This is a genomic window from Nocardia sp. NPDC051750, from assembly GCF_044453135.1.
Taxonomy (GTDB): Bacteria; Actinomycetota; Actinomycetes; order Mycobacteriales; family Mycobacteriaceae; genus Nocardia.
Window position 1 is genome coordinate 548,912 of the sequence record NZ_JBITCK010000005.1, and the last position, 25,574, is coordinate 574,485.

At 66.5% G+C, this 25,574-nt stretch carries 22 protein-coding genes; 15 read left to right on the forward strand and 7 right to left on the reverse strand.

What is annotated here, in order from left to right:
• Positions 1-102: 102 nt before the first annotated feature.
• The 6 genes from ACIA75_RS24415 to ACIA75_RS24440 form a co-directional block, all read right to left on the reverse strand.
• Positions 103-1,455 (reverse strand): MFS transporter, encoded by a 1,353-nt coding sequence (locus ACIA75_RS24415; RefSeq protein ID WP_397107733.1) that lies wholly within the window; start codon positions 1,453-1,455, stop codon positions 103-105.
• Between the two features lie 252 nt (positions 1,456-1,707).
• Positions 1,708-3,123 carry an MFS transporter gene (locus ACIA75_RS24420; RefSeq protein WP_397107735.1) on the reverse strand — a complete coding sequence of 472 codons (1,416 nt, stop codon included), beginning with the start codon at positions 3,121-3,123 and terminating at the stop codon, positions 1,708-1,710.
• Positions 3,124-3,146: 23 nt separating this feature from the next.
• Positions 3,147-4,349, reverse strand: a complete 1,203-nt coding sequence (locus ACIA75_RS24425; RefSeq protein WP_397107737.1) for a cytochrome P450 — start codon at positions 4,347-4,349, stop codon at positions 3,147-3,149.
• 18 nt (positions 4,350-4,367) lie between these two features.
• Positions 4,368-5,639 (reverse strand): NAD(P)/FAD-dependent oxidoreductase, encoded by a 1,272-nt coding sequence (locus tag ACIA75_RS24430; RefSeq protein ID WP_397107739.1) that lies wholly within the window; start codon positions 5,637-5,639, stop codon positions 4,368-4,370.
• Positions 5,617-5,949, reverse strand: coding sequence for a 2Fe-2S iron-sulfur cluster-binding protein (locus tag ACIA75_RS24435; RefSeq protein WP_397107741.1), 333 nt, complete (start codon positions 5,947-5,949; stop codon positions 5,617-5,619). The genes ACIA75_RS24430 and ACIA75_RS24435 overlap by 23 nt, the downstream gene beginning before the upstream one ends.
• Positions 5,950-5,975: 26 nt before the next feature.
• A complete protein-coding gene (locus ACIA75_RS24440; RefSeq protein ID WP_397107743.1) occupies positions 5,976-7,166 on the reverse strand; it encodes a cytochrome P450 in 1,191 nt (396 codons plus the stop codon).
• Between the two features lie 106 nt (positions 7,167-7,272).
• Between ACIA75_RS24440 and ACIA75_RS24445 the strand changes: the two genes are divergently transcribed.
• Together ACIA75_RS24445 and ACIA75_RS24450 are read left to right on the forward strand one after the other, a co-directional pair.
• On the forward strand, positions 7,273-8,211 hold the full coding sequence (locus tag ACIA75_RS24445; RefSeq protein ID WP_397107746.1) for a LysR family transcriptional regulator: 939 nt from the start codon (positions 7,273-7,275) through the stop codon (positions 8,209-8,211).
• Positions 8,212-8,738: 527 nt separating this feature from the next.
• Positions 8,739-10,175: an MFS transporter gene (locus tag ACIA75_RS24450; RefSeq protein WP_397107748.1), complete on the forward strand. Its 1,437-nt coding sequence runs from the start codon at positions 8,739-8,741 to the stop codon at positions 10,173-10,175.
• A 109-nt stretch (positions 10,176-10,284) separates the two neighbouring features.
• On the opposite strand, the gene ACIA75_RS24455 is transcribed toward ACIA75_RS24450, so the two are convergent.
• A complete protein-coding gene (locus tag ACIA75_RS24455) occupies positions 10,285-11,184 on the reverse strand; it encodes a LysR substrate-binding domain-containing protein (protein WP_397107750.1) in 900 nt (299 codons plus the stop codon).
• Between the two features lie 118 nt (positions 11,185-11,302).
• Here ACIA75_RS24455 and ACIA75_RS24460 point away from each other — a divergent pair, with 118 nt between their 5' ends.
• From ACIA75_RS24460 to ACIA75_RS24520, 13 genes are all read left to right on the forward strand, one after another.
• On the forward strand, positions 11,303-12,499 hold the full coding sequence (locus ACIA75_RS24460; protein WP_397107752.1) for a cytochrome P450: 1,197 nt from the start codon (positions 11,303-11,305) through the stop codon (positions 12,497-12,499).
• Between the two features lie 10 nt (positions 12,500-12,509).
• Positions 12,510-12,839 carry a 2Fe-2S iron-sulfur cluster-binding protein gene (locus tag ACIA75_RS24465; RefSeq protein ID WP_397107755.1) on the forward strand — a complete coding sequence of 110 codons (330 nt, stop codon included), beginning with the start codon at positions 12,510-12,512 and terminating at the stop codon, positions 12,837-12,839.
• A 1-nt stretch (position 12,840) separates the two neighbouring features.
• Positions 12,841-14,070 carry an NAD(P)/FAD-dependent oxidoreductase gene (locus ACIA75_RS24470; protein ID WP_397107757.1) on the forward strand — a complete coding sequence of 410 codons (1,230 nt, stop codon included), beginning with the start codon at positions 12,841-12,843 and terminating at the stop codon, positions 14,068-14,070.
• 51 nt (positions 14,071-14,121) lie between these two features.
• On the forward strand, positions 14,122-15,522 hold the full coding sequence (locus tag ACIA75_RS24475; protein WP_397107759.1) for an SLC13 family permease: 1,401 nt from the start codon (positions 14,122-14,124) through the stop codon (positions 15,520-15,522).
• 124 nt (positions 15,523-15,646) lie between these two features.
• Positions 15,647-16,630 (forward strand): ornithine cyclodeaminase family protein, encoded by a 984-nt coding sequence (locus tag ACIA75_RS24480; protein ID WP_397107761.1) that lies wholly within the window; start codon positions 15,647-15,649, stop codon positions 16,628-16,630.
• A 7-nt stretch (positions 16,631-16,637) separates the two neighbouring features.
• Positions 16,638-18,128 carry an NAD-dependent succinate-semialdehyde dehydrogenase gene (locus tag ACIA75_RS24485; RefSeq protein WP_397107763.1) on the forward strand — a complete coding sequence of 497 codons (1,491 nt, stop codon included), beginning with the start codon at positions 16,638-16,640 and terminating at the stop codon, positions 18,126-18,128.
• 24 nt (positions 18,129-18,152) lie between these two features.
• Positions 18,153-19,169 carry a dihydrodipicolinate synthase family protein gene (locus ACIA75_RS24490; protein WP_397107765.1) on the forward strand — a complete coding sequence of 339 codons (1,017 nt, stop codon included), beginning with the start codon at positions 18,153-18,155 and terminating at the stop codon, positions 19,167-19,169.
• 57 nt (positions 19,170-19,226) lie between these two features.
• Positions 19,227-20,312 carry an S-(hydroxymethyl)mycothiol dehydrogenase gene (locus tag ACIA75_RS24495; protein ID WP_397107767.1) on the forward strand — a complete coding sequence of 362 codons (1,086 nt, stop codon included), beginning with the start codon at positions 19,227-19,229 and terminating at the stop codon, positions 20,310-20,312.
• Positions 20,309-20,938 (forward strand): MBL fold metallo-hydrolase, encoded by a 630-nt coding sequence (locus ACIA75_RS24500; protein ID WP_397107769.1) that lies wholly within the window; start codon positions 20,309-20,311, stop codon positions 20,936-20,938. Before ACIA75_RS24495 ends, ACIA75_RS24500 begins: the two co-directional genes overlap by 4 nt.
• A gap of 50 nt (positions 20,939-20,988) precedes the next feature.
• A complete protein-coding gene (locus tag ACIA75_RS24505; RefSeq protein WP_397107771.1) occupies positions 20,989-23,298 on the forward strand; it encodes an FdhF/YdeP family oxidoreductase in 2,310 nt (769 codons plus the stop codon).
• Positions 23,295-24,128 (forward strand): formate dehydrogenase accessory sulfurtransferase FdhD, encoded by an 834-nt coding sequence (fdhD, locus tag ACIA75_RS24510; protein ID WP_397107773.1) that lies wholly within the window; start codon positions 23,295-23,297, stop codon positions 24,126-24,128. Before ACIA75_RS24505 ends, fdhD begins: the two co-directional genes overlap by 4 nt.
• 81 nt (positions 24,129-24,209) lie before the next feature.
• Positions 24,210-25,079 carry an ABC transporter substrate-binding protein gene (locus ACIA75_RS24515; protein ID WP_397107775.1) on the forward strand — a complete coding sequence of 290 codons (870 nt, stop codon included), beginning with the start codon at positions 24,210-24,212 and terminating at the stop codon, positions 25,077-25,079.
• A complete protein-coding gene (locus ACIA75_RS24520) occupies positions 25,076-25,522 on the forward strand; it encodes a hotdog fold thioesterase (RefSeq protein ID WP_397107777.1) in 447 nt (148 codons plus the stop codon). Before ACIA75_RS24515 ends, ACIA75_RS24520 begins: the two co-directional genes overlap by 4 nt.
• Positions 25,523-25,574 lie beyond the last annotated feature (52 nt).

A 25,574-nucleotide genomic window follows, 5' to 3' on the forward strand; every position in this document is an offset into this window, starting at 1 on the left:
AGTCGCATTTGTTCGATAATAGAACAGCGAATTCTAATATTGACTGCTGTGGTGATGGTATGCCGTGACCCGGCTCTCACACAAGTCAGCCCCCGACCGGGATCACTTCTCCCATGCATAGATGCCCACCTGCTGCTTTGCCTCGCTGGCGGGGCTCAGATCGATACCCTTGCGATCCCGCAGCAGCAAGGTGCCGACCAGACCCAGCGCGGTCATACCGAGCAGGTAGTAGGCGACATTCGTCGAGGAGCCGGTGCTCTGCTGGATCCACTGCGCGATCGTCGGGGCGAAGGCACCGCCGAGAATCGAGCCGAGCGCATACGAGATCGACACTCCGGAGAACCGTACGGACGCGGGGAACAGCTCGGTGTACCACACCGCTTGGGCGCCATAGGTCAAACCGAGGCCCAACGTGAGCAACACCAGGCCGACGCCGAGCAGTACAACGTTCCCGGTGTTCACCAGCGGAAAGAGCGTGAGTACGAAAATGCCCTGCACACACCAGCCGACGAGGTAGGTGTTGCGGCGGCCGATGACATCGCAGATCCACCCGGCCGCGAGGGTCGCGAGCAGCCAGCTGATCGACGAGACGGTCACGGCCCACAGCACGGCCCCGCGATCGAGCGCGAGGGCGCCGTCCGGATCGGTGGCGTAGCCCTGGATGTAGCCGCCCGTGGTCATATACCCGACCGCGCTGTTGCCGACGAAGACCAGCGCCGACAGCAGCACCAGCGGAGTGAAGCGCGCGAACAGATCGACGATCGGCGCCTTGGTCTGTTCCTTACGCTCGGCGATCTCGGCGAACACCGGGCTCTCCTCGACACTGCGGCGCAGCCAGGAACCCACCAGGATGAGCACCACGGAGAACAGGAACGGAATCCGCCAGCCCCAGTCCAGGAACGCGTCACCCGGGAAAAGCGCATCCATACTCGCCATCATGGCGCTGGCCATGAGCAACCCGATCGGCACACCGATCTGCGGCATGGCACCGAACAGGCCGCGGCGGTTGCGCGGCGCATGTTCGACGGCCATGAGCACCGCCCCACCCCATTCGCCACCCGCGGAAACACCCTGCAGGATCCGCAGCAGCACCAGCAGCAGCGGTGCACCGATACCGATCGCCTCGTACGTGGGCAGCAGACCGATGAGCGCGGTGGAGGCGCCCATCAGGATGAGGGTGGTCACCAGCACCGGGCGCCGGCCGATCTTGTCGCCGAAATGCCCGGCGAGGAACGCACCGAGCGGCCGGAACAGGAAGCTCACGCCGACCGTCAGGAAGGACAGGATCGTGCCGAACCCGGGACCGGCCGGTTCGAAGAACAGGGTGCCGAACACCAGACCGGCAGCCGAGGCGTAGATGAAGTAGTCGTACCACTCCACCGCCGTGCCGACGACGGTCGCGAACGCGACACGTCTCCGGTCGACAGCGGAGACGGTCGAAAGATCCGTGGACATCTGCACTCCTTTGTGAGGTGGGTCTCGCAGCGACCGGGCGATGCCTGAATGATCGTATATGATTTGAGATATGACAATGCCCGAGTCTGTGGTGGGCTTCGATTCGAACAGGAATCGCCTGTTCAAAGGCATAAATCGGAGACGCATAAGGAAAGGCCCCGCCCGGAACACGGGCAGGGCCTGAACCACATCTACGGTGCGTCAACAGTGCGTACCGGTGGCCGCCCCGGCTCGGGCCGGCCACCGCATCGCTCAGCCGATCATTCCGGGTTCCGGTGCGCCGCTCGGCTGCGGGAGGGTTTTGCGGCGCGGCCGAAGAACGGTCGCACCGGTCTCCTGCTCGGCCTGGTTCTCCACGCCGAGATCGATGCCGCTCCGGTCACGCAGGAGCACGGTCGCCGCCACCGCGAGCACGAACATACCGAGCAGATACACCCCCACCGCATGGATGCTCCCGGTCGACTGCACCAGCGCTGTGGCGATCGTCGGCGCGAACGCACCGCCGAGGATGGCACCGAGTGCGTAGGAGATGGCGACACCGGAAAAGCGCACCGAGGCCGGGAAGAGCTCCGAATACCAGGCGGCCTGCGGGCCGTAGGCCAGTCCGAGCCCGAATGTGAACAGTGCGAGACCGGCGAACAGCAGTCCCGCATCACCGGAGTCGACCAGCAGGAACATCGGGAAAACGGTGACGATGAGGCTGCCGTAGCCGATGAGGTAGGTCCGCTTGCGGCCGAAGCGGTCGGCGAGGTACCCGGACAGGTAGGTCGTCAACGCCCACAGGGCGGCGGCACCGGTGATCGCCAGCAGCACAGGGGTGCGGTCGAGACCGACGGGCCCGTCGGGGTCCGTGGCGTAGCCGGTGATGAACCCGCCCGTCGTCATGTACCCCGCGGCGTTGTTACCGGCGAAGACCAGGGCCGCGAGCACGACGAGGAGCCAGTGCTTGCGGAACAGCTCCACCACGGGCACCTTCGTCCGCTGCTTCTTCTCCGCCATCTCGGCAAAAACCGGGCTCTCGTCGACTGACCGCCGCACGATGTAACCCACGCCGATCAGCACGACGCTGATCAGGAACGGCACCCGCCAGCCCCATTCCAGGAACGCATCGCCCGGGGAGATCACGCCCGTCATCAGTGCGGTGACTCCCGAGGCGAGCAGCATCCCCAGCGGCACACCCAGCTGCGGGAACGCACCGGCGCGACCCCTGCGGTCCCGTGGGGCGTGCTCCACGGCCATCAGCACCGCGCCGCCCCACTCGCCACCCGCCGCGATACCCTGCACGATCCGCAGGACGAGCAGCAGAATCGGGGCGAGAATCCCCGCCGTCTCGTAGGTGGGCAGCAACCCGATGAGACTGGTCGCGCCGCCCATGAGCAGCAACGTGAGGACGAGCATGGCGCGCCGCCCGATCAGGTCGCCGAAATGCCCCGCCAGGAACGCGCCGAGCGGGCGGAAGACGAAGCTGATGCCGACGGTCGCGAACGACAGCAGCAGCCCGATCTCCGCACCGGCCGGGGCGAAGAACACCTGCGAGAAGACCAGACCCGCGGCCGTTCCGTAGATGAAGAAGTCGTACCACTCGATGGTCGTGCCGACGACGGTCGCCAGTGCGACCCGCCGCTGAGTGGCCGCCGCGCTGCGCGCGGGGGCTTGTGTACTGCTCATGGTGGTTCCTCGAAATAGGTGGGTCAGGATTCCCAGGTGACGGGCAAAGTGGTGAGGCCGCGGAACACCCAGCCGTGCCAGGCCTCGGCACGGCGTGGGTCGGGGCGCAATCCGGGGAGGTGTGCGTAGAGCAGCGGTACCGCGATTTCGCCTATCGAGATGCGGGCGGCCCAGTGCCCGGCGCACAGGTGGACACCGCTGCCGAACGCGAGGTGCGGTTGCCGTGGGCGCGCGATATCGAACACATCGGGCCGGTCGAAGGCGGCGCCGTCCCGGTTGGCCGCGGCGACCACCACACCGATCGGCGCACCCGCCGGAAGCGGCACGCCCTGCAGCATCACCGGGCGCGTCGTCTCCCGCGGGTACATCCCGATCGGAGAAAGCCAGCGCACGGTCTCCTCGAAGACAGCGGGCCACAGCGCCGGGTCGGCGAGCACGCGGTCGCGCTGGTCCGGATGCCGGGACAGCGCCCACACCGCCCCCGTCACGACGTGCTGGGGTTCGTTCATACCGCCGGAGATCGTGAGCTTGACGTTCGCGGCGACGTCCGAGAGCGGGAGTCCGCCCTGGACCAGTGCCGAAATAATCGTGTTGTCGGGATGTACCCGATAGTGCGGGATCAGTTCGTCGAGCAGCGCGTCGACCTCGCTGCGGGCGGCGTCGCAGCGTCGCCAGATTTCGGGGTCGTCGTGCAGGTTGCCGGTGCCCGCGATGAACGCGTGCGACCACCGCTGCATATCCGCGACCCCCGCACCCTTCAGTCCGAGCAGGTCGATGAGGTTCTGCGCGGCGACCGGGCCGGCGTAGTCGCGGTTGAGGTCGGCCTCGTCCGGTCCGAGTTCACGCAGGACCTCCAGGTGGATGCGCGCGTTGCGGGCGAACACCGGCTCCCATTGCGCACGTAGTGTTTTCGGCCGCAGCACCGGGTTGACAGCCCGTCGCTCATCGGCGTGCTCGGGGTCGTCCTTGCGCAACATCGGCGGCGCGCCGAGGGCCCGGGCCAGGGTGGCGGCGCCGCCGCTCACGTTCGCGCTGAACGTCTCCTGGTCCTCCTCGACGGCACGGCAGGCCGCGGCGGAAGTGACGAGGTAGCGGCCGAGCGCCGGGACCCACGCCACGGGAGTGGAGTCCAGCAGCCGGCGGTAGGTGGGATAGGGGTCGGCCTGCATGGCCGCGGGCTCGACCCAGTCGGCGAGGGGTGCCCGGGAAGTCGACGTCGTTGTCATAGTGCTTCCTTCAGTTGTCTACGTGCGGGCCGCGACAGGGTCCCTGGCGAACTCCTTGAGGCTGAACTCCGGGTCGCCGACCTGGGCGGGACCGGGTGAGCGGCCGGCGGCGAGCAGCCGCCGCGCGGCCATATGGTCGGCAGGCCGGTTCACCGACTCGACCGAGGCCAGGCGGCCGCCCCGGAAGCAGCAGACGGAGAATCGGCCCGTGGCGGGGTCGCCGCAGACGACGCTGCGGTCTCCGGGCAGTCGCAGCCCGGCGATCTGCAGTTTCAGCGCGCCCTGGTGGCTCCAGAACCACGGCACTTCGGTGTAAGGGCCTGCGGTGCCGAGGATTACAGCAGCGACGTGCCTGCCCTGGTCGGTCGCGTTCTGCACCGATTCGAGGCGAATCCGGGTGCCGGTGTGGGTGCTCGGGTGGTTCGCGCAGTCGCCCACCGCGTAGATCGCCGGATCAGGTGTGCGCAGGTTCTCGTCCACGACGATTCCGTCGGTCACCGGCAGCCCTGCCTCGGCGGCGAGCGTGGTCCGCGGCACCACCCCGATCCCGGCCAGCACGAGGTCTGCCCGGTATTCGGTGCCGGTGCTGCTCACCGCGCCGGTCACGCGACCCCGGTCTCCGGTGAAGGCGGTGACGGCCTCGCCCAGCCGCAGGTCGGTGCCCGCGCGCCGGTGTACCTCGGCGATATGGCCGGCCGTCTCTTCGGTCAGTGCCCGGGACAGCGGCCGGTCCGCGGCTTCGAGGACCGTCACATCCAGTCCGTGGGCGCGGGCGGCCGCCGCGACCTCGAGCCCCACGAAGCCGGCGCCGACCACGAGAACGCGTTGCGCACGGGACAATCCGTCCGCCAGCGCCTCGGCGTCGTCGAGAGTGCGCAGGGTGTGGATCCCGGCCAGGTCGGCGCCCGGAACTGCCGGCGTCCGGTTCGCTGCCCCGGTGGCGAGCACCAGGATGTCGTAGCCCAGAGTGGCGCCGTCGTCGAGCAGGACCGTCTGTTCCTTGCGGTCCAGCGCGGTCGCGGTCACCCCCGTGCGCAGGTCGATCCGCTGGTCGGTGAAGACCTGCTCGGCCCGTAGCGGCAGCGGCACGGGTGACCCGCCGGGTGCGAGATGTTCCTTCGACAGCGGCGGCCGCTGGTACGGCAGCACGACCTCGTCGCCGACGAGGGTGATCGGCCCGTCGTGGCCACCGGCGCGCAGCGCTTCGGCGACCTGCACGCCGGATTGTCCGGCACCGACCACGACGACCCGGGCGCCGGAGGCCCGCTCAGATCTGGTTCGCGGGCACATCGACCTCGACCTCCTCCAACCCACCTGCACTGCCGAGGGTCACCTGGCAGCCGAGCCGGCTGCGGCGTTCGTCGCGCGGGGCGGAGGTGCATTCCAGCATTTCCTCCTCGTCCTCGCCGAGCGCGGGCAGCGCGTCGAGGTAGGCCTCACGCACGTACACGTGGCAGGTGGCGCACATGGCCTGTCCGCCGCATTCACCGACGATCCCCGCGACGCCGTTCTGCACTGCCGCGCGCATGATGTTCGAGTCGGCTTCGATGGCAACGACATCCGTCGCTCCGCTGTCGTGATGGAAGATCACCTTGGGCATGGTCACTCCTTCGTTCGTATCTCTGCTCAGCCCCAGCGCACCGGCAGCCTGGTCACTCCGCGGAACACCCAGCCACCCACCGTTGCCGGGGAGGCCGGGTGGAGGCGCAGCCCCGGAAGCTCGGCGAACAGGCGTGGTAGCGCAACCGCCACCACCGACGCCCGCGCGACCCAGGCACCCGCACAGAAGTGGTTGCCGCCGCCGAAGGCGAGGTGGGGTTTCTTGGGCCGGTCGATGTTGTAGGACTCGGGGTCGGTGAAAACGGCGGGGTCACGGTTGGCGGCGCCGACGACCACGCCGAGGCGCGCGCCGCGCGGCACCGCCATTCCGGCGAGTTCGGTATCGCGGGTGACTTCGCGGGGATACATACTGATCGGCGCCACCCAGCGGATCGACTCCTCGAACGCATCCGACCAGCGCTGCCCGGCGAGCACGCTCGCGAGCTGGGCGGGGTGCGACAGCAGCGCCCACACAGTCGTCGCGATCGCGTCGCGGGGCTCGTTCAGCCCGCCGCCGATGGTCATTTTCAGGTTCGCGCGCACCGATTCGAGTGGCAGCGCGGTACCGGCCAGCTGGGACAGCAGGCTCGCGTCCGGTTCGGCCCGCAACACGGGCAGCATCTCGTCGATCGCGGCGTCGACTTCGGCGGACGAACGCTGCGCCAGCGCCCAGACGTCCGGGTCGTCGGCGTAATTGCCGGTCCCGTCGATGAGAGTCTGCGACCAGCGCTGCAGGTCTTCCTGCCCGGCATTACGCAGGCCCAGGATGATCCGCAGGTTCTCCGCCGCGTACGGCGCCGCGAACTCCGACATCAGATCCGCACCCGGCCCCGCGTCCCGTAACCGGGCCAGGTAGGTCGTGGCGTTCCGCGCGAACGCCGCGTTCCAGTGCTCCTTGATCGCCTTGGGCCGCAGTACGGCGCCGTAGGATTTGCGTTCGACGTTGTGCTCGGGGTCGTTCTTGCGGAGCATGCTGTGCCCCATCGACCGTTTCATCAGCGAACCGGTCTCGTCGGCCGAGAACAGTTTCTGGTCCAGTTCGACCGTGTGACAGGCGTCGTAGCCGAGCACCAGATACCGGTTCACCGCCGGGACCCAGTGGATCGGCGCGATATCCCGCAGCTGCTGGTAGATCGGGTAGGGGTCGGCGTAGAGGTCCGGGATCGTCACCCAGTCCGCCGCCGGAATCGGCTCGGCCCCCATCGTTTCCACGGTCATCGTCGACCCCGCCTTCTGCTCGGTTCAGGATTCACCGAGTATGAGCAGGGCCACATCCTCAGGTAAAATTCAAATAATTTCGGTAAAAGCCAAGCAAAGGTTGGTTATGGCGGCGTACACCCTGCGGCAGCTCGCGTACTTCGTCGCCGTCGCCGAGGCCGGGTCGATCTCCGGTGCGGCCGCAACATTGCACGTCACGCCCACCGCCGTCGCCGCCGCGATCACCGACCTGGAACGCATCCTGCGCACCCAGCTCATGGTCCGGCGTAAGGCGCACGGGATAGCGCTGACACCGACCGGAAATTTCCTGTCCGAACGCGCACGGGCCCTACTACGCGACGCCGACGAACTCGAACTCGCGGCAGCCAGCGGCGGAAAGGAGCTCGCCGGCCCGCTCACGCTCGGCTGCTACGTCACCATCGCACCGACCATCGTCCCGATGTTGATGGAGTGGATCACGACCCACCACCCGAAGGTGGAGCTCACCGTCGTCACCGGCAGCCAGGCCGAACTCCCCCAGCGGCTCCTCGCCGGCGCCCTGGACCTCGCGATCGGCTACGACATCGCGCTACCGGAAGGGCTGGAGTCGGTGCTGCTGTACCGGACACCCGCCTACGTCCTGCTACCGGAGGGCCACCCCCTCACCGCACAGGAGGTCGTACCACTCGAAGCGCTGGCGAACGAACCGCAGATCCTGCTCGATATCCCCCCGGCCGCACAACACACCATGCTGCTGTTCGAGAACGCCGGCGTCATCCCGCGAATCGCCCAGCGCACATACGATTTCGAGCTCACGCGCTCGCTCGTGGCCAGAGGGTTCGGCTACGCCGTACTCATCCAGCGCCCCGCCGTCGACCACACCTACGAAGGCCGGCCGGTAGCGGTCCGGGAGATCACGCCGGCCAATCCGAGCGGCGGCGTGCGAATGATCTGGCCGCGAGGAGTGCGGCTGTCGGACCGGGCCGCCGCGATGGTCGCCTTCGCCACCCAACACGCCCACGACCTCGACCCGCGGATCCGGCGCCAGGCGCTGGGCCTACCCTGATCCGGTATCGGCGTGTCGGATCGACGGCTGATACGGGAGGCAGGGCGACCCTTCAGGAAGGCGGCTTCGAGGGCACGACGAATACCGCTCCTGGAAATACGCATTGATAGCCATCTGCTAGTAGTGGCACCTACGCCGGAGCATTGTGGACGACACCGGCAGCCCTCGCCGCGGCAACAGATAGCCCCTGACTATCACCATGGGACAGAATTCTGCGCAACAGGAGATAAGCACTCGGATCCGCGCTATCGAGCCGAAGATTCGGCCGGGACCAGTAGAACTCGTCCACGTCCGGAGCGATAGCCGCAAACTCGCCCACCACCTGTGCCGCCACGCGAACATACAGCCTCGGCCTGACCTCCTGTCCTCGCGATGACATGCAAGCGGCCGAGCCCGGAGCTGTCCACTCCGAACGATCCTTGTTTTATTCGAATCGAAACGTATAGTATCGGTTCTTCCGGTTGTGGTGATCTGCGTCTCTTATCCGAGGCGAGCCGCACCGTCGAACAGAGAGGTTCGTGCCTTCCATGGATGCATCGCCCGGCGCCTCCAACGGCGTGTCCACAGTGACCGATTCGATCGGTCTGACCTGGCGTCATTGGCTCTACTTCGTGCTCATCACCCTGGTCCTGCTCGCCGACGGGATGGAGGTCACGATGGTCAGCCATACTTTCCCGTCGCTGGCCAAGGAGTGGGGTGTCTCGGTCGGCGGCGGGATCACACTGGTTGTCACGGGCGGGTTCATCGCCATGGCGGTCGGCGCGCTCGTCGCCGGTCGGCTCGCAGACCTGTTCGGCCGCAAGAGCGTACTGGTCTCGGCGACACTACTGTTCGCTGTGACAACCGCGCTGGGCGCCACGTCAGCGAACTTCACCGCATTCACGGCGTGGCGGTTTCTCGCCTGCCTGGGAATCGGCGCCGTAATGCCGACCGGAATCACCCTGCTCGCCGACCTTGCCCCGGCGCGGCAGCGCGCTTCTCTGGTTGCGGCGGGCTACGCCGGCGTGGGGCTGGGCACGGTGGTCGGAGCCGGGTTGGCCGGCCTGCTCATTCCGACCGGCGGATGGCGTGCACTGCTCGTCGCGGGCGGCGTCGTCTCCCTCGTTCTCGCCCTCCTGCTCGCATTCGTCGTTCCCGAGTCACCCGCGTACTACGCCGCCCACGGCGCGGTCGACAAGGCGAAACAGGTGCTGGCCCGACTTGCCCCGGGCACGGATCTTTCCGCGGTCGTGGTCGCCGGACCGTCCGATGATGTGGATAAACAGGAAGCGTTTGCCGTTATCCTGTCTCGGCGTTTCGCCGCCACCACGGTACTGCTGTGGCTGTTCGGCTTCTTCTCGCTCGGCACCCAGCTACTGATCGCCCAGTACCTGCCGACCCTGCTCCAACAGCCCGTGCCGGGGCTCACCACCGTGCAGAGCAGCACGATCGTCGGCACGTACGGCTTCGCGAGCGTGGTGGGAGGCCTTGCACTCAGCGGGATCCTGGCGCGGGTCTCCCGTTACCGAGTCATCGGGTTCGCGCTGGCGCTCTCCGTCGTGGTGGCGCTCGCCATCGGCCTCGCGCCGGATCCCGGATTCGGCACACTCTTGCTGCTGCTCACGATCGCCGGCCTCATCCTTCCGACCGCGTTCGGGCCGACACGGAACATCCTCGCAACAGCCGCCTACCCGGCTCGGGTCAGAGGCACCGGGGTGGGAAGCACCGAGCTGTGCGCCCGGGCGGGATCGGCAGTCGGTGGCCTGGTCGGCGGCACGCTGATCGGCGCCGGGCTCGGCCTCGCGGGCCTCTTCCTCACTTTGCTGCTCCCGATCGGCGTGCTCCTCAGCACCCTCGCGGGTCTCAAATTCGACGCGAGGCGAAGCGGAGCCGACTCCATTGCCGGTATCCGGGATGAGGACCTGTCCCTTAGTGCGCCGGAGACGAGGGCCGGCGCACTGAGGGCGGGCGCTACGACGCCCTGACAGCCGACCGATAGCCTGCTGGGCGTGCGAAGCCTGCGCGGCGGAGCGCGCTGCCACCCGATGGCGAGAGAGGCTCCGCGCAGCGGGCCGACACGGCGCCGGCCGGCATCTACGACACAGAGATTGCCAATCTGTCGAGGAATGCCCGAGCGCGGGGTCCGAGTGTCATATGTTTCGGCCAAGCCGCGACGACGGTGGTCTGTCCGGCGCGCGGACGCAGGGGGCGAGTAACGACCTTCGTTCCCTCGGTAGTGGTCATAGGCGGGTTGGGCCGGGACATGAGTAGCCCGTATCCCACACCTCGCCCGACGAGGGCGCGGACCAATTCGATGGTCGGCGCGGCAATACCGACATTCGGCTGGAGACCGAGGCCGGCGAAGACCCGGTGCGTGTTGGCGGTACTCGGCGCCGAGTCGAGCAAGACGAGGGGTTCCCCGGCCAGGTCGCTCAGGGCCACGTCCGGCAGCGTGGCCAAGCGGTGATCGGCGGGAAGTACAGCCATCACCTCGGTCTCGTATACCACCTGCTTATTGAGGTCGGAAGGCAAGAACATGTCGTAGAGAACCGCGAAGTCCAGCCGTCCGTCCGCAAGGGCAGGTAGCAGTTCGTCGTCCCCGCCGACCTGAACTCCGATCCGTGCCCGAGGATGACGCTCGGCGAAGTAGGCGAGCGTGGCAGGCAGGACGGTGTCGGCGAAGCCGACATAGCATCCGACGCGAACCGGTCCGGTGATCTCGCCGCGAGTAGCAGCAAGATCGCCGACGAGCGAGTCCACCTCGTCTGCCAGTTGCCCGGCGCGCCGGGCGAAGTACTGACCCGCAGGAGTCAGTTGCAGCCCTTTCGCCTTGCGGCGCACGCAGAGTTGCTCACCCACGATTCGCTCGATTTCCGAAACTGCCTGGGAGAGACCGGATTCAGAAATATGCAGCGCAGCCGCGGCCTCCGCCAGGGTGGAGTGCTGCGGCAGGGCAGCGAACAACTCCAGGTGCCGCACCGTGAGCCGGCCCATACATCCTCCATAAAACTGAATAAGAAGCGGTGTTTTCTTCACTTTACGAGAATGAAAGTGTGATGTGGACTAAAGACTGCAGGAAATGTGGCATAGGGCATGAAAGGCGAGAACCGGCATGATCAGATCGCAGGTACCGGTGGCGGACTGGGTGGACGCCGCTGCACTGGCCGCAGATCCATACCCGTCCTACCAGCGGCTACGCAACGAAGCGCCGATAGCGTGGGTGCCGGCCCTGGGACGTTACTTGGTCACCGGCTACGCGGAGTGCCACGCAATCGAATGCGACCAGACGACCTACACCGCCGATGTGGGCGGTTCCGGGGCCACCATGAAGCGCGCGCTGGGCGGGCACCCGATGCTACGCAAGGACGATCCCGAGCACGCGTGTGAGCGCTCCGCCATCAACCCGACCCTGCGGCCCAAAGCCATCGAGTCGATCTGGGCCGAGGCATTCACCCGCAACGCCACCGCCTATCTCGACGTGCTGGCCGAACAGGGTCCGGACACCGCCGAGCTGAATCGCGACTACGCGTCCCCGGTCGCGTCGCAGAATTTGATCGATCTGCTCGGACTGCCGGATGTGGACGTGGATTCGATGCGGCGATGGTCGCACGCATTCATCGCCGGTGCCGGCAACCTCTTGGACGATCCGGCGATCTGGCGCCGTTGTGAGGATGCGCGCACCGAGGTCGATGCGCTGATCGCCGAGTTGATCCCGTTCTACGAACGCAATCCGAACGAGTCCATGACCTCCGCACTGATCCATGCCGGACTTCCGCACGAGATCGTCGCCGCCAACGTGAAGCTGACCATCACCGGTGGTATGAACGAACCTCAGCACATGATCACGAACATGGTGTGGGCGTTGTCGGGTCACCCCGACCAGCGGGCGCGAGTTCTCACCGACCCCGCGCTATGGCCCATGGTCTTCGACGAGACAGCACGATGGCTCTCCCCGATCGGCATGTACCCTCGCCAGACCACTCGTGAAGTCGAGCTGGGTGGCGTGACGCTTCCCGCCGAAGCAGCGATCGGCGTGGTGGTCGGTGCGGCAAACCGCGACAGCGGTCATTTCGACGGCGATCCGGAACTCTTCGATATATCCCGTCCGCGACAGCCCCACCTCGCGTTCGGCAGCGGAGTGCACCTGTGCGCCGGCCTGTGGGCGGCAAAGACCTCTGTCGGCCGGATTGCCGTCCCGCTGCTCTATCGCCGATTCCCCGGCCTGCGCGTGGACACCTCGCGTGAAACCCGCTGGTTCGGCTGGGTTTTTCGCGGCCTCACCGATCTCCCCGTTACCTGGGACGACTGACAGGAAACCCATGCCCGAAATCACTTTCCACCACTCCGACGGCCGCAACGACGTGGTCGAGGTCGCCGAAGGTACCTCGATCATGCGTGCCGCCCTGACCCGCTCCATCCCGGGAATCATCGGCGAATGCGGCGGCCAGGCAATGTGCGCGACCTGCCACGTCTACATCCGCTCCGACGATCATCTCGGCAAACTCCCCCGGCTCGGGGAAGACGAGGACGAGATGCTGGATTGCACGGCACATCCCCGTGACCCGCGACGCTCGCGGCTGGGCTGCCAGGTGCCGGTCACCGAGGCCCTCGACGGCTTGGAAATCGATCTACCCGAGACTCAGATCTGACATGACCGGAATCGTCGTCGTCGGCGCCGGACATGCCGGCGTCCAACTTGCCGACTCCCTGCGAACAGGCGGCTACTCCGGCCGGCTCAGCATCCTGAGTGCCGAGAACGAGCTGCCGTATCAACGTCCGCCCTTGTCCAAGGACTACCTCACGGGTGATGATCCACAACCGCTGCCGTTACGCGGCCCCGACTTCTACCGCGAGCGCGACATAGATCTGCGCGTCGGCACGGCAGTCACCGAGATCGATCGCCACGGCCGCCGGCTGAAGTGCGCCGACGGCACCCCCCTGGCCTACACCGAACTCGTGATCGCCACCGGTTCCCGCAACAGAGTCCTGGACATACCCGGCGCCCACGGCTCCAGCGTGCATTATCTGCGGAACACCACCGACGCCACCCATCTACACAGCGAACTCGGCCGCGCCGTCACCGCGGTCGTCGTGGGAGCCGGCTTCATCGGACTGGAGTTCGCCGCCGCCGCAACCGGGCGCGGCATCGCTGTGACCGTCGTCGAGGCCGGGCCGAGGCCCTTGTTACGGGCATTGACCGAACCGACGACCAACCGCCTCATTGCCGAGCATCAACGCGCTGGAGTGACTTTTCGCTTCGATACCACCATCGCAGAGATCGAACGCAGTGACCGCCGGGTCACTGCGGTCATCTGCTCCGATGACGAACGAATCGCCGCCGATCTGGTTGTCGTCGGAATCGGCGCCGAACCCGTCACCGAACTGGGCTCCGCATCAGGACTCCATATCGGCAACGGGATCCACGTGAACGAATACCTGCGCACCACAGACGAGCACATCTGGGCTATCGGCGATTGCGCGGAATTCCCGTGCGTGCACGCCCGGGCTCGCGTCCGGCGGGAATCGGTCCAGAATGCGGCCGATCAGGCCCGCACCCTGGCCCGGACGCTCACCGGAACACCGGCTGTCTACCAGGACCTCCCGTGGTTCTGGAGCCACCAGGGCGCCTGCAAGATTCAGATTGCCGGGGCCGGTGGCGAAGTCGATCGCACTGTGATTCCGGCCGATTCGGGCAGCAAGTTCTCCACGTGGTGTTTCCGCGACGACGTTCTGGTGGCAGTCGAGTCGGTCAACCAACCCGCGGTCCACTCGGCCGCACGGAAGCTGCTCTCGAGCCCGCGGAAGCCGACCTACAGCGAACTAGCAGACGCCGACTTCGACCTCCGGCGCATGGTCCGCCCGCAGAGCGCCTTCGCGTGACGCAGCTGGAAATAGTCAGTTCGATCCCGACAAAGGAGTACGGGACACCTCATGTCTGTAGCCGGTCTCTCACTATTTGTACTCGCCGCAATATTCATCATCGGAACCGTCTGGCCCGTCAGCATCGGCGTGGCGGCCTTCGCGTCGGTATTCCTCGTCGGCATCCTCGCCGCGGGGATACCGACGGAGACGCTCATCGGCCTTTTCCCTGCGGACCTGTTCATCCTGCTCGTAGGAATCACTTATCTCTTTGCTGTCGCACAACAGAACGGGACGATGGCCTTCATCACCGAGACGACCGTGCGACTCGTTCGCGGGCGGGCCGCGGTGATCCCCTGGATCTTCCACTTCATCGCCATCCTTTTCAGCGCTCTCGGCGCCGGGCCGGCGGCGGCGACTGTCGTGCTGGCACCGCTGGCGCTCGGGATCGCCCGGCAGGCGCGAATCAGCCTCCTGCTGATGGGCATCATGGTCATTCACGGAAGTCATGCCGGTTCGATGTCACCCATCGGTCCCATCGGCGCATTCGTCAACAGCGCAGCGGCCAACGCCGGGATTCCCGTTCCCTCGGGCACTGTTCTCATGAACTCCTTGCTGTTCAATGTTGCCCTCGCACTCGCCGCCTACTTGTTGTTCGGTGGTATCGGGCTGCTCCGGCGCGGGCGGGATGAGGTCGTGGCCGTCGACACCGGCTCCGCTACTGCGCGGGAGGACAAGGCCGGTCAGGAACAGATCGCAACCGCTGTACAGCCCACGCCCGCGGATTCGGTGAGCGAAGAGAAGCCTGCGCTCGCAGGAGCCGCCGTGACCGTACTGGCCCCTCCGGCCGAGGACGGACGAGCACGGGCCACTCCTCGGCGCATCGCGACACTTGCGGGTATAGGACTGCTTGTCGTGCTGGGTATCGGCTTCGGGCTGAACATCGGATTCAGCGCGTTCGCGATCGGGTTGGTGCTGACATTGATGTCACCGAAGGACGATACGAAGGCGATCGCCGCAATGCCGTGGTCCACGATCCTCATGCTCGGCGGAATCATCACCTATATCGGCCTGGTCGGCGAAGTCGGCGGAATCGGGCTGATCTCGGATGCACTGCTCGGAACCGGATCTCCCCTCCTGGCAATCCTCCTCATCGCTCTGGTCGGCGCCATCACCTCGCTGATGTCGGCGACAGGAGCCGTCATCGGTGTCCTGATCCCGATGCTAGGAGCTGTTCTCGGAGCGCATCCCGCGGTTCCCGCCGCCGGAGCAGTATCGGCGCTGGCCATATCCTCCAGCGTGGTCGACAGCAGCCCGCTGTCCATGCAAGGAGCTGTGCTCATCGCGAATGTCGAGGAGCAGCAGCGAACCGCGTTCTTCCGCCGGCTCCTCGCTTGGGGAGCGTCGATGGTTGTCATCGGTACCGTAGTGCCGGTATTCATCTTCGTCCTCGTGCCCATGTGGTTCGGATGAGCGGGCCACCGGTGCAGGACCTGGACGTCACGAGAGGCCGTCGGCGCCCGATTCCTTGCGGGACGAGTATCCAATGTCTAGGATTCGATTCGAAACGTTTCGTACCATATATGGAAGTAGGCCCATGACCCTCGTACTCGATGACGCCGCCGTGCGCTCGGTCTTCGAATGGCGCTCCGCCATCGACGCACTCCGGGCCGCCTACGCCGCAGCCGACGACGAGGGCCGCTTCCCGCCCCGCGTGCTCGCCCGCGGGGACAGCGGAATGCTGCGGACGCTCAGTGGCGTGCCCGGCAACGGCGCTTTGATGGGCACCAAGACGATCGCGGGTTCCTTCGGCGAGCGCCGGATGTTCTCGTACCTGGTGGCGCTGTTCGACCCGGCCACAGCCGAACTCGCGGCCCTGCTCGACGGCAACTCGATCACCGGCTTCCGCACCGCCGCGACCTCCGCCCTGGCAACAGACCTGCTGGCACGGCCCGGCGAGCTCGACGTCGCTGTCATCGGTTCCGGATTCGAGGCGCGCAAGCACGTGGAGGCACTCGCCGCGGTGCGCCGGCTCGCCTCGGTGCGCGTTTTCAGTCCGCGAGAGGCCAGTCGGAACCGCTTCAGCACGGACCTCTCGCACACGGCCGCATCCGTTGAGCCGAGCGGTTCCGCAGAGGCTGCCGTGGCTGCCGCGTCCGTGGTCATCTGCGCCGCCCGCTCCTATGACGAGACCCCCACCTTCCGCGGGTCGTGGTTACAGCCGGGCTCGACAGTCGTGTCGATCGGGTCCACCTTGCGCGAACAGCGCGAGGTGGACCCCGAGACCATCGAACGCGCCGATGTCGTCGTCGCGGACATGGTCGAAGAGGTTCTCCACGACACGGGCGACCTCCTCGCCGCGAAGGCAGCCGGAATAGACATCTCCGGCCGCATTCGGTCACTGGCCGATGTGGTCGCCGGCCGGCGGGACGGACGAACCGGCCCCGAGCAGATCGTGCTCTACAAGTCGGTCGGGTCGGCCGTCCAGGACCTCGCCGTCGCGGCTGTCTGTGTCGAGGCGGCGAAGAAGGCGGGTCTCGGCGCCCAGCTCCCCATCCATATCCAGCCGGTCGAGAAGTGAGGCAACCGTGACCGCTACCACCGAAGAATCTGCCGGCGCGTACCTGGGAGACCCGAGCCTGCTGCGCACCGCCGCCTACGTCGACGGGCGCTGGGTCTCGGATGGTGACGCGGGGACCTTCACCGTCACCAATCCCTCGACCGGGGGCGTGCTCGCCGAGCTACCGTCACTGAGCCGCGAACAGACGAAAGCAGCCATCGAGGCCGCAGAGCGCGCGCTCGCGGGCTGGCGCAGGCTGGCAGGCAAGGAACGTTCCCGGATTCTGCGCCGCTGGTTCGACCTTGTCACCGAGCACACCGATGACCTCGCCGCCATCATCACGCTGGAAGAGGGCAAGCCCCTGTCGGAGGCGCGGGCCGAGGTGGCCTACGCGGCGTCGTTCATCGAATGGTTCGCCGAGGAGGCCAAGCGGGTCCGTGGCGATATCTTCCACGCACCGACAGCATCGCGCCGGATCGTCGTGCTCAAGGAGCCTGTGGGCGTCTGCGCGGCAATAACCCCGTGGAATTTTCCCGCGGCGATGATCACCCGTAAGGCGGCGCCCGCGCTGGCGGCGGGCTGCACCATGGTCGTGAAACCGGCCTCGCAGACGCCACTGACAGCACTCGCCCTGGCCGAGCTGGCCGACCGCGCGGGTATCCCCGCCGGCGTGCTGAGCGTCGTCATCGGCAGTGCGCGCACGATCGGCCCCGAACTCACCGGCAACCCGATCATTCGCAAGGTCACCTTCACCGGCTCCACCGAGGTCGGCCGTCAGCTGATGGAGGAGTCCGCGGCCACGATCAAGAAGGTCTCGATGGAGCTCGGCGGAAACGCCCCGGTCCTCGTCTTCGACGACGCCGACCTCGACACCGCCGTGACGGGCGTCCTTGCCGCGAAGTACCGCAATTCCGGCGAATCCTGTATCGGCGCCAATCGTGTGTACGTGCAGTCGGGAATATACGCCCGCTTCGCCCAGGAGTACGCCGAGCGCACCTCTCGGCTGGTCGTCGGTGACGGTTTCGGTGAAGGCGTCGCGATCGGACCGCTCATCGATGCCGCCGGTGTCGCGAAGGTCGACGAGCATGTCCGCGACGCCGCCGCCAAGGGCGCGACGGTTGCCGTCGGCGGCCGCGTCAGCGAAGTGGGGGAACTGTTCTACGAGCCCACGGTGCTGACGGGCGTCACCCAGGACATGAGGATCGCCCATGAGGAGACGTTCGGACCGATCACTCCGCTTATCCGATTCGACGACGAGCCCGACGCCCTCCGCATGGCGAACGATACCGAATTCGGACTCGCCTCCTACATTTTCAGCGCCGACGCCGACCGCATCTGGCGGGTCGCGGCCGCCCTCGAGGCCGGCATGGTCGGGATCAACACCGGCCTGATCTCCAACGAGGTCGCACCCTTCGGTGGCATCAAGCAGTCCGGTATCGGCCGCGAGGGCTCGGTCTACGGCATCGACGAGTACCTCGAAATCAAATACCTGTCCTGGGAAGGCGCCGGGGAACACTGATCCCCGGAGAAAAGAGACGAACACATGGCTACTTACACCAAGACCGAGTCGCGGGTCTGGGCTCGAGAGAAGCTCATCGGCGCCGTCAACTGCACGATCCCCTCGTTCACGGCCGATTTGAAGAACCTCAACGAGAAGGGCATCCGCCACGATATCGCTCTCGCCAAGGAGCACGGTTTCATCGGGAGCCTGGCCATCGGTGAGGTGAGCATCTCCCTCGACGAGTACATCGAATTCGTCCGGATCTCGAAAGATGAGGCCGGCGATGATTTCTTCATCTGCCACCACGCCTGCTTCAACACGCTCGAAGACAACATCGAAATGGCGCAGCGGGCGGAAGCCGCCGGCGCCGACCTCATCCTGCTGACCTACCCACCGAGCTTCTACCCCGAAACCGAGGATGAGGTCTTCGAGTACACCAAGGCGTTCGCGGACGCGACCGGCCTTGCGATCATTCTCTTCCCGATGACGATCTGGAACTTCTCGCGCCTGCATCCGTCCGATATCTCGACCCGGCTGACCCGGCGGATCCTCGACGCCGCACCAAACGTCGCCGTCATCAAAGCCGAGGGCGGCTACCCCAACATCATGAACGCCGTGGAGTGTCATCGACTCTTCGGTGACGAGGTCGTTATCTCGGTGCCGATCGAAGGTGACCTGATCCCGCTGTCGCAGGTCATCCCGATTCAGCTGTCGGCGACCAGCGACCACGAGTACTTCGGCCCGCTCATCCCCCGGATCATGCGGCTCATCCGGGACGGCAAACACGACGAGGCCACCGAACTGTACTGGCGGCTGCACCCGGCACGCGTGGCGAAGAACGGCCTCTTCGCGGCGGTCCACGGCGGCTCGGTACTCAACCGGATGGGCTGGAAGTTCCAGGGCTGGCTGCAGGGTTACAACGGCGGCCCGCTGCGCATGCCCACCATGCGACTTCAGGACAAGCAGATGAAGGGCTACCGCGCGGCGCTGATCGAGGCAGGCTTCGACATCCCGGACGAGCCTTTCAAGAACTTCTTCATCGGCCGCAACCCGGCCTGACCTTACGACCAGAAGCAGCTGGCTTCGCCCACTGGAAATATCGGAGGATCATCAGCCATGCCACAGCAGGTCCGCGGAGTCATCGCCCGGAAGCCCGGTGCACCGGTCGAACTGACCGATATCGTCATTCCCGACCCCGGCCCGGGAGAGGTCGTGGTATCCGTGGCCGCGTGCGGGGTGTGCCACACCGACCTCACCTACCGCGAGGGCGGCATCAACGACGAGTTCCCGTTCCTGCTCGGCCACGAAGCCGCCGGCACCGTCGACAGTGTCGGCGAGGGAGTCGAGTCCGTCGCGGTCGGCGATTTCGTGGTGCTGAACTGGCGGGCAGTCTGCGGTAACTGCCGGGCCTGTAAACGGGGCCGGCCGCAGTACTGTTTCGACACCTTCAACGCCACTCAGAAGATGACGCTGACCGACGGCACCGAACTCACACCGGCACTCGGTATCGGCGCCTTCGCCGAGAAAACTCTTGTCCATGCCGGTCAATGCACAAAGGTCGACGCCGCGGCCGATCCGGCCGTGGCCGGTCTGATCGGCTGCGGGGTGATGGCCGGGCTCGGTGCCGCGGTGAACACCGGCAATGTCGGCCGGGGCGATTCGGTCGCGGTGATCGGCTGCGGCGGTGTCGGCGACGCCGCCATCGTGGGCGCCCGCCTGGCGGGAGCGTCCACCATCATCGCCGTCGACCGCGACGAGAAGAAACTCACCTGGGCCCGCGAACTGGGCGCCACCCACACCATCGACGCCACCACCGCCGACACCGTCGCCGCCGTACAAGAACTCACCGGCGGATTCGGCGCCGATATCGTCATCGACGCCGTCGGCCGCCCCGAAACCTGGCGGCAGGCCTTCTACGCCCGCGACCTCGCCGGCACCGTCGTCCTGGTCGGCGTACCCACCCCCGATATGCGCCTCGACATGCCACTGATCGACTTCTTCTCCCACGGCGGAGCACTGAAATCCTCCTGGTACGGCGACTGCCTGCCCGAACGCGACTTCCCCATGCTGATCGACCTGTACCAGCAAGGCCGGCTGCCGCTGGACAAGTTCGTCACCGAACGTATCGGTCTCGACGAGGTAGAGCAGGCATTCCACACCATGCACGAAGGCAACGTACTGCGCTCGGTGGTCGTCCTGTGACCGGACGGCTCCGCATCGAGCAGGTCATCACCTCCGGACTCTTCGAACTCGACGGCGGCAGCTGGGAAGTCGACAACAACGTATGGGTCGTCGGCAACGACGACGAAGTCGTCGTCGACGCCGCACACGAAGCCGGACCCGTCATCGAAGCCATCGGCGACCGCAACGTCGTCGCCGTCATCTGCACCCACGCCCACAACGACCACATCACCTTCGCCCCGCAACTCGGCGAGCACACCTGCGCACCGGTACTGGTCCACCCCGGCGACGACCCTCTCTGGCAGCAAACCCATCCCGACCAGAAATACTGGCCGCTCACCGATACCCAGCGCATCGCCGTCGCGGGAACCGAGCTGCACATCATCCACGCACCCGGGCATTCACCGGGATCGGTATGCCTGCACGTCCCCGAAGCCGCCGCCCTGTTCTCCGGCGACACCCTGTTCGCCGGAGGCCCGGGAGCCACGGGCCGCTCGTTCTCCGATTTCCCCACCATCATCGGCTCCCTCCGCGACCGCCTGCTCACCCTCCCCGAGCACACCCGCGTCTACACCGGCCACGGCGACGGCACCACCATCGGCACCGAAGCACCCCACCTCGCCGAATGGATCGCCCGCGGCCACTGACCGGCTTCCTCCGACCGCACCGCCCGAACCAGAAAGCGACACCCCGGCCCATGCACCGCAACGCCCCGGCGCACGACATCGACGAGTCCGAGCTCACCGTCACCGCACCGAAAACTCAGGCAGCCGGGGTGAAAGCGGTCGCCGTCGCCCTCGAGCGCGCCGTCGCGGAGATGGGCATACACCGCACCGCGCGCACCCTGACTCGCCTGAATCAGCGGCGCGGATTCGACTGCCCCGGCTGCGCCTGGCCGGAACCATCCGGCCACCGCCGCCCCGCCGAATTCTGCGAGAACGGCGCCAAGGCCGTCGCAGAGGAAGCGACACTACGCACCGTCGACCCGGATTTCTTCGCCCGGCACCCGATCCAGGACCTCGAAGGCAAGTCCGGATACTGGCTCGGCCAACAGGGCCGGCTCACGCATCCCATGGTCGTGCGACCGGGTGACACGCACTACTCCCCCATCGGGTGGGACGAGGCATACCGCGTGATCGCCACCGCCTTGCGTGGCTTGGAATCCCCCGACGAGGCCGTGTTCTACACCTCGGGCCGCACCGCCAACGAAACCGCGTTCCTCTACCAGTTGCTGGTGCGCAGCTTCGGGACCAACAACCTGCCCGACTGCTCGAACATGTGCCACGAATCCTCCGGTGCGGCGCTGACCAGCTCGATAGGCATCGGCAAGGGGTCGGTATCGATCGACGACTTCACCGAAGCCGACCTGATCGTGGTGGCAGGCCAGAACCCCGGCACCAACCATCCACGCATGCTCTCTGCGCTGCAAAAGGCCAAGGCGTCGGGTGCGAAGATCATCGCGATCAACCCCCTGCCCGAAACCGGGCTGCTCGGATTCCGGGACCCGCAAACGGTCAGCGGACTGACCACGGGTGTCAGCATCGCCGACGAGTTCCTGCAGATCCGCCTCGGCGGCGATATGGCCCTGTTCCAGGGACTGGGCAAGCTACTGTTCGACGCCGAGAACCGTGCACCCGGCACCGTGATCGACCGGGAATTCATCGCCGCCCACACTCACGGCTTCGACGCCTACGCGCAGCGCATGCGCGCGGTCGACCTCACCGTCGTCGAGCGCGCGACCGGTCTGACCCGCACGCAGCTCGAGCACACCGCCGAGCTGCTGGCCACCTCGAAAGCCACCATCCTCTGCTGGGCGATGGGCCTGACCCAGCAACGGCACGGTGTCGCCACCATCGAAGAAGGCACCAACCTGCTATTGCTACGCGGCATGATCGGCAAACCCGGCGCGGGCGTCTGTCCGGTACGGGGCCATTCCAACGTCCAAGGCGACCGCACCATGGGTATCTGGGAGAAGATGCCCGAGTCGTTCCTCGACGCGTTGGACACCGAATTCGGTATCACCAGCCCCCGCCACCACGGATATGACACCGTCGAAGCCATCCGCGCCATGCGCGCGGGCAAGGCCACGGTCTTCCTCGGCATGGGTGGCAACTTCGTCTCCGCCTCCCCGGACACCGCCGTCACCGAAGCCGCACTGCGCAACTGCGACCTCACCGTCCACGTCTCGACCAAGCTCAACCGCAGCCATATCGTGCACGGCCGCACCGCACTGATTCTCCCTACGCTCGGCCGCTCCGATACCGACCTGTCGCCCAGCGGAGTCAGACAGCAAGTGTCGGTGGAAGATTCGATGTCGATCGTGCACCTTTCCACCGGCAGACTGCGGCCGGTCAGCGACCGGCTGCGGAGTGAAGTCGCCATCGTTTGTGAACTCGCCGCAGCGCTCTTCGGGCCGGATCATCCCGTACCATGGTCGACGTTCCGAGCAGACTACGACGCCATTCGCGACGCTATCGGGCGTGTAGTGCCGGGCTGCGCCGACTACAACCGCAAGGTACGCGGTCGCGATGGTTTCCAGCTCCCTCACCCACCCCGCGATGCCCGCCAATTCCCGACCAGCACAGGGAAAGCCAACTTCGCGAGCAACGAATTGCACTGGCTCCCGGTCCCGGAGGGCCGGCTCATTCTGCAGACGCTGCGCAGCCACGACCAGTACAACACCACCATCTACGGCCTCGACGACCGCTACCGCGGAATCCACCACGGCCGGAAAGTCGTACTGGTCAATCCGGACGACATCACCGCCCTCGGTTTCACCGACGGCGATCTCGTGAACCTGATATCGGAGTGGACCGACGGTACCGAGCGCCGGGTCACCGGCTTCCGGATCGTCGCCTACTCCACACCCAGCGGCAACGCCGCCGCTTATTACCCCGAAACCAACCCGCTGGTCCCGCTCGACCACGTCGCCGAGCGATCGAACACACCGGTCTCCAAAGCCGTCACCATCCGGCTGGAACCCTACCGCGCAGGATCACGCCATTGAGCCGAGTCACCACCCGCCGGAAGACTCTGCGGATATCACCTGCGGGACATCTCCGCAGGCCCGACACTCTCGCGGTCGAAGAACCCCTCGAGCTGCGCATCGGCGGTGAGCCACTGACCGTCACCATGCGCACCCCGGGCAACGATATCGACCTCGCCTACGGATTCTTGTTCGGCGAGAACCTCATCGGATCGGCCGATGATATCGTCTCCGCCCGATACTGCGCCGGCACTGATGCCGAAGGCCACAACACCTACAACACCCTCGACATCCACCTACGCACGCCCGTACCCCTGCCCGGACGCCGCTTCATCACCAACAGCGCCTGCGGACTCTGCGGCACAACAGCGCTCGACGATGTGCTTTCCCGAGCTCGGTTCCCTGCTGCTGCCCACGATTTCAGCATGGAATCCACCACCCTGATCGAACTGCCCGACAGGCTCCGTTCCCGGCAATCGGCGTTCAGCACGACAGGAGGGCTACACGCCGCCGGCCTGTTCGATGCCGACGGCACCGCTCTCGTCGTCCGCGAAGACGTCGGCCGGCACAACGCGGTAGACAAGGTCATCGGCTGGGCACTACGCGAAAACCGGCTTCCCGCAGCGGACCTCGTGCTCATGGTGAGCAGCCGGGCCTCCTTCGAACTGGTACAGAAGGCAGTGGCGGCCGCGATCCCGATACTCGCCGCAGTTTCGGCGCCCAGCTCACTGGCCGTCGACCTCGCCGCCGAAGCCGGCCTCACCCTCATCGGCTTTCTGCGCGGCGAAACCATGAACGTGTACAGCGCGACCGAACGCATCACTACCGAGCTTCCCGGCGCACCACTCTGAGGATTGACTGATCACATCCTAGACGTACCGTTTCATATGCGTCACGCTGCGGAACGCAGCTCCAAGGAAGGCAGATGATTCATGACCGTTCGACTGCGCCAATCGGTTTTCGTCCCACCACCCGTCTACGTTGTGGCCGACCAGCTCGGGCTACTCGCCGCAGCCGGGCTCGAGGTCGAAACCATACTCACGCGCTCGTCGGATCAGCAGCGGGCCCAACTCACCGCCGGTGAATGCGAGCTCGCCGTTACCGCGATCGACAATCTGATCGTCTGGAATGCCGCCGGAGCCGGCGTCCGGCTGCTCGCGCAACTGGAGCAGACCACGCCCCTCTCACTGGTGGGCGCTCGCGGTGTCGACACGATCGATGCGCTGCGCGGGGCCGAATTGGGGGTGGACGCGGTCGACAACGGTTTTTCCGTCGTACTCCGATATGTCCTGCGCGCGCACGGACTCGCGCCCGGTGACTATCTACTGAGGCCGGTCGGCGGAGTGCGTGAACGCTTCGAGGCGCTTCGGACGGGCCGGATAGCGGCAACACTTCTGGGCCCACCGCTGGACGAATACGCAAGGCAGGAAGAGCTGGTACCCCTGCTCACCGTGGCCGACGAACTGCCCGACTACCCAGGACAAGGGTTGGTGGCCGGTCCCTCCGCGCCGCCCCGGTCGTCGGAGACGATCGGCGTATACCTGTCCTGCTTGGATCAGGCGCGCCGCTGGCTGGCCGCGGCCGACAGTGCGGACGCCGTCGACGTGCTGGTCCGGGGCGGCTACACCGAATCCTCCGCACAGGTGAGCATCGATACCACTCCGGCGTCTCTGCGGCCGGACTCCGCCGGCCTGCGGCGCCTCTACTCCCTCCGTGCCGGATTGGACATGATGCCGCACGGCGCCCCCGGAGCAGACGAACTGCTCGCTTCCGCAGACCTCGCAGCGGGAGAGGCCGGATGAGCACCCCTGCCGTCAGCGGAAACTCGGGCAACACCCACATCGCCGATGCCGTGCACGCACTGCTGGATACCGATCAAGTGTCGCGCTTGCTCGGGATAGAGGTCCCGTCGGCGGCCCAGGGGCGCGCGGTGGCTCGTATGCGGGTCCGCCCGGATATGGTCAACGGACACCGGATTCTGCACGGCGGCCTGCTGTTCACCCTGGCCGATACGGCATTCGCCTGCGCGGCCAACAGTTTCGGACCGGCCGCGGTGACCGCGGCCGCGGATGTGCAGTTTCTGCGTCCGGCGCTTCTCGGCGATCTACTCACCGCGGAGGCAATCGTCGGTACCCGTTCCGGACGGACTCTCATCTGCGACGTAACCATCCGCCGCGACAACGATGTCCTCGCCGAGTTCCGTGCGCGCGGCAGCCTGATAGTTGAGCGGCATCCCGGATTGTAGCTCCGCTACCTGCGTAAATAGCGATCTACACAAGGGCATTGTGATCCGCGCC

Coding starts and splice junctions, on each gene's coding strand:
- ACIA75_RS24415 (WP_397107733.1), bottom strand. CDS start 1,455: ATGTCCACGGATCTTTCGACCGTCTCCGCTGTCGACCGGAGACGTGTC.
- ACIA75_RS24420 (WP_397107735.1), bottom strand. CDS start 3,123: ATGAGCAGTACACAAGCCCCCGCGCGCAGCGCGGCGGCCACTCAGCGG.
- ACIA75_RS24425 (WP_397107737.1), bottom strand. CDS start 4,349: ATGACAACGACGTCGACTTCCCGGGCACCCCTCGCCGACTGGGTCGAG.
- ACIA75_RS24430 (WP_397107739.1), bottom strand. CDS start 5,639: ATGTGCCCGCGAACCAGATCTGAGCGGGCCTCCGGCGCCCGGGTCGTC.
- ACIA75_RS24435 (WP_397107741.1), bottom strand. CDS start 5,949: ATGCCCAAGGTGATCTTCCATCACGACAGCGGAGCGACGGATGTCGTT.
- ACIA75_RS24440 (WP_397107743.1), bottom strand. CDS start 7,166: ATGACCGTGGAAACGATGGGGGCCGAGCCGATTCCGGCGGCGGACTGG.
- ACIA75_RS24445 (WP_397107746.1), top strand. CDS start 7,273: ATGGCGGCGTACACCCTGCGGCAGCTCGCGTACTTCGTCGCCGTCGCC.
- ACIA75_RS24450 (WP_397107748.1), top strand. CDS start 8,739: ATGGATGCATCGCCCGGCGCCTCCAACGGCGTGTCCACAGTGACCGAT.
- ACIA75_RS24455 (WP_397107750.1), bottom strand. CDS start 11,184: ATGGGCCGGCTCACGGTGCGGCACCTGGAGTTGTTCGCTGCCCTGCCG.
- ACIA75_RS24460 (WP_397107752.1), top strand. CDS start 11,303: ATGATCAGATCGCAGGTACCGGTGGCGGACTGGGTGGACGCCGCTGCA.
- ACIA75_RS24465 (WP_397107755.1), top strand. CDS start 12,510: ATGCCCGAAATCACTTTCCACCACTCCGACGGCCGCAACGACGTGGTC.
- ACIA75_RS24470 (WP_397107757.1), top strand. CDS start 12,841: ATGACCGGAATCGTCGTCGTCGGCGCCGGACATGCCGGCGTCCAACTT.
- ACIA75_RS24475 (WP_397107759.1), top strand. CDS start 14,122: ATGTCTGTAGCCGGTCTCTCACTATTTGTACTCGCCGCAATATTCATC.
- ACIA75_RS24480 (WP_397107761.1), top strand. CDS start 15,647: ATGACCCTCGTACTCGATGACGCCGCCGTGCGCTCGGTCTTCGAATGG.
- ACIA75_RS24490 (WP_397107765.1), top strand. CDS start 18,153: ATGGCTACTTACACCAAGACCGAGTCGCGGGTCTGGGCTCGAGAGAAG.
- ACIA75_RS24495 (WP_397107767.1), top strand. CDS start 19,227: ATGCCACAGCAGGTCCGCGGAGTCATCGCCCGGAAGCCCGGTGCACCG.
- ACIA75_RS24505 (WP_397107771.1), top strand. CDS start 20,989: ATGCACCGCAACGCCCCGGCGCACGACATCGACGAGTCCGAGCTCACC.
- ACIA75_RS24515 (WP_397107775.1), top strand. CDS start 24,210: ATGACCGTTCGACTGCGCCAATCGGTTTTCGTCCCACCACCCGTCTAC.
- ACIA75_RS24520 (WP_397107777.1), top strand. CDS start 25,076: ATGAGCACCCCTGCCGTCAGCGGAAACTCGGGCAACACCCACATCGCC.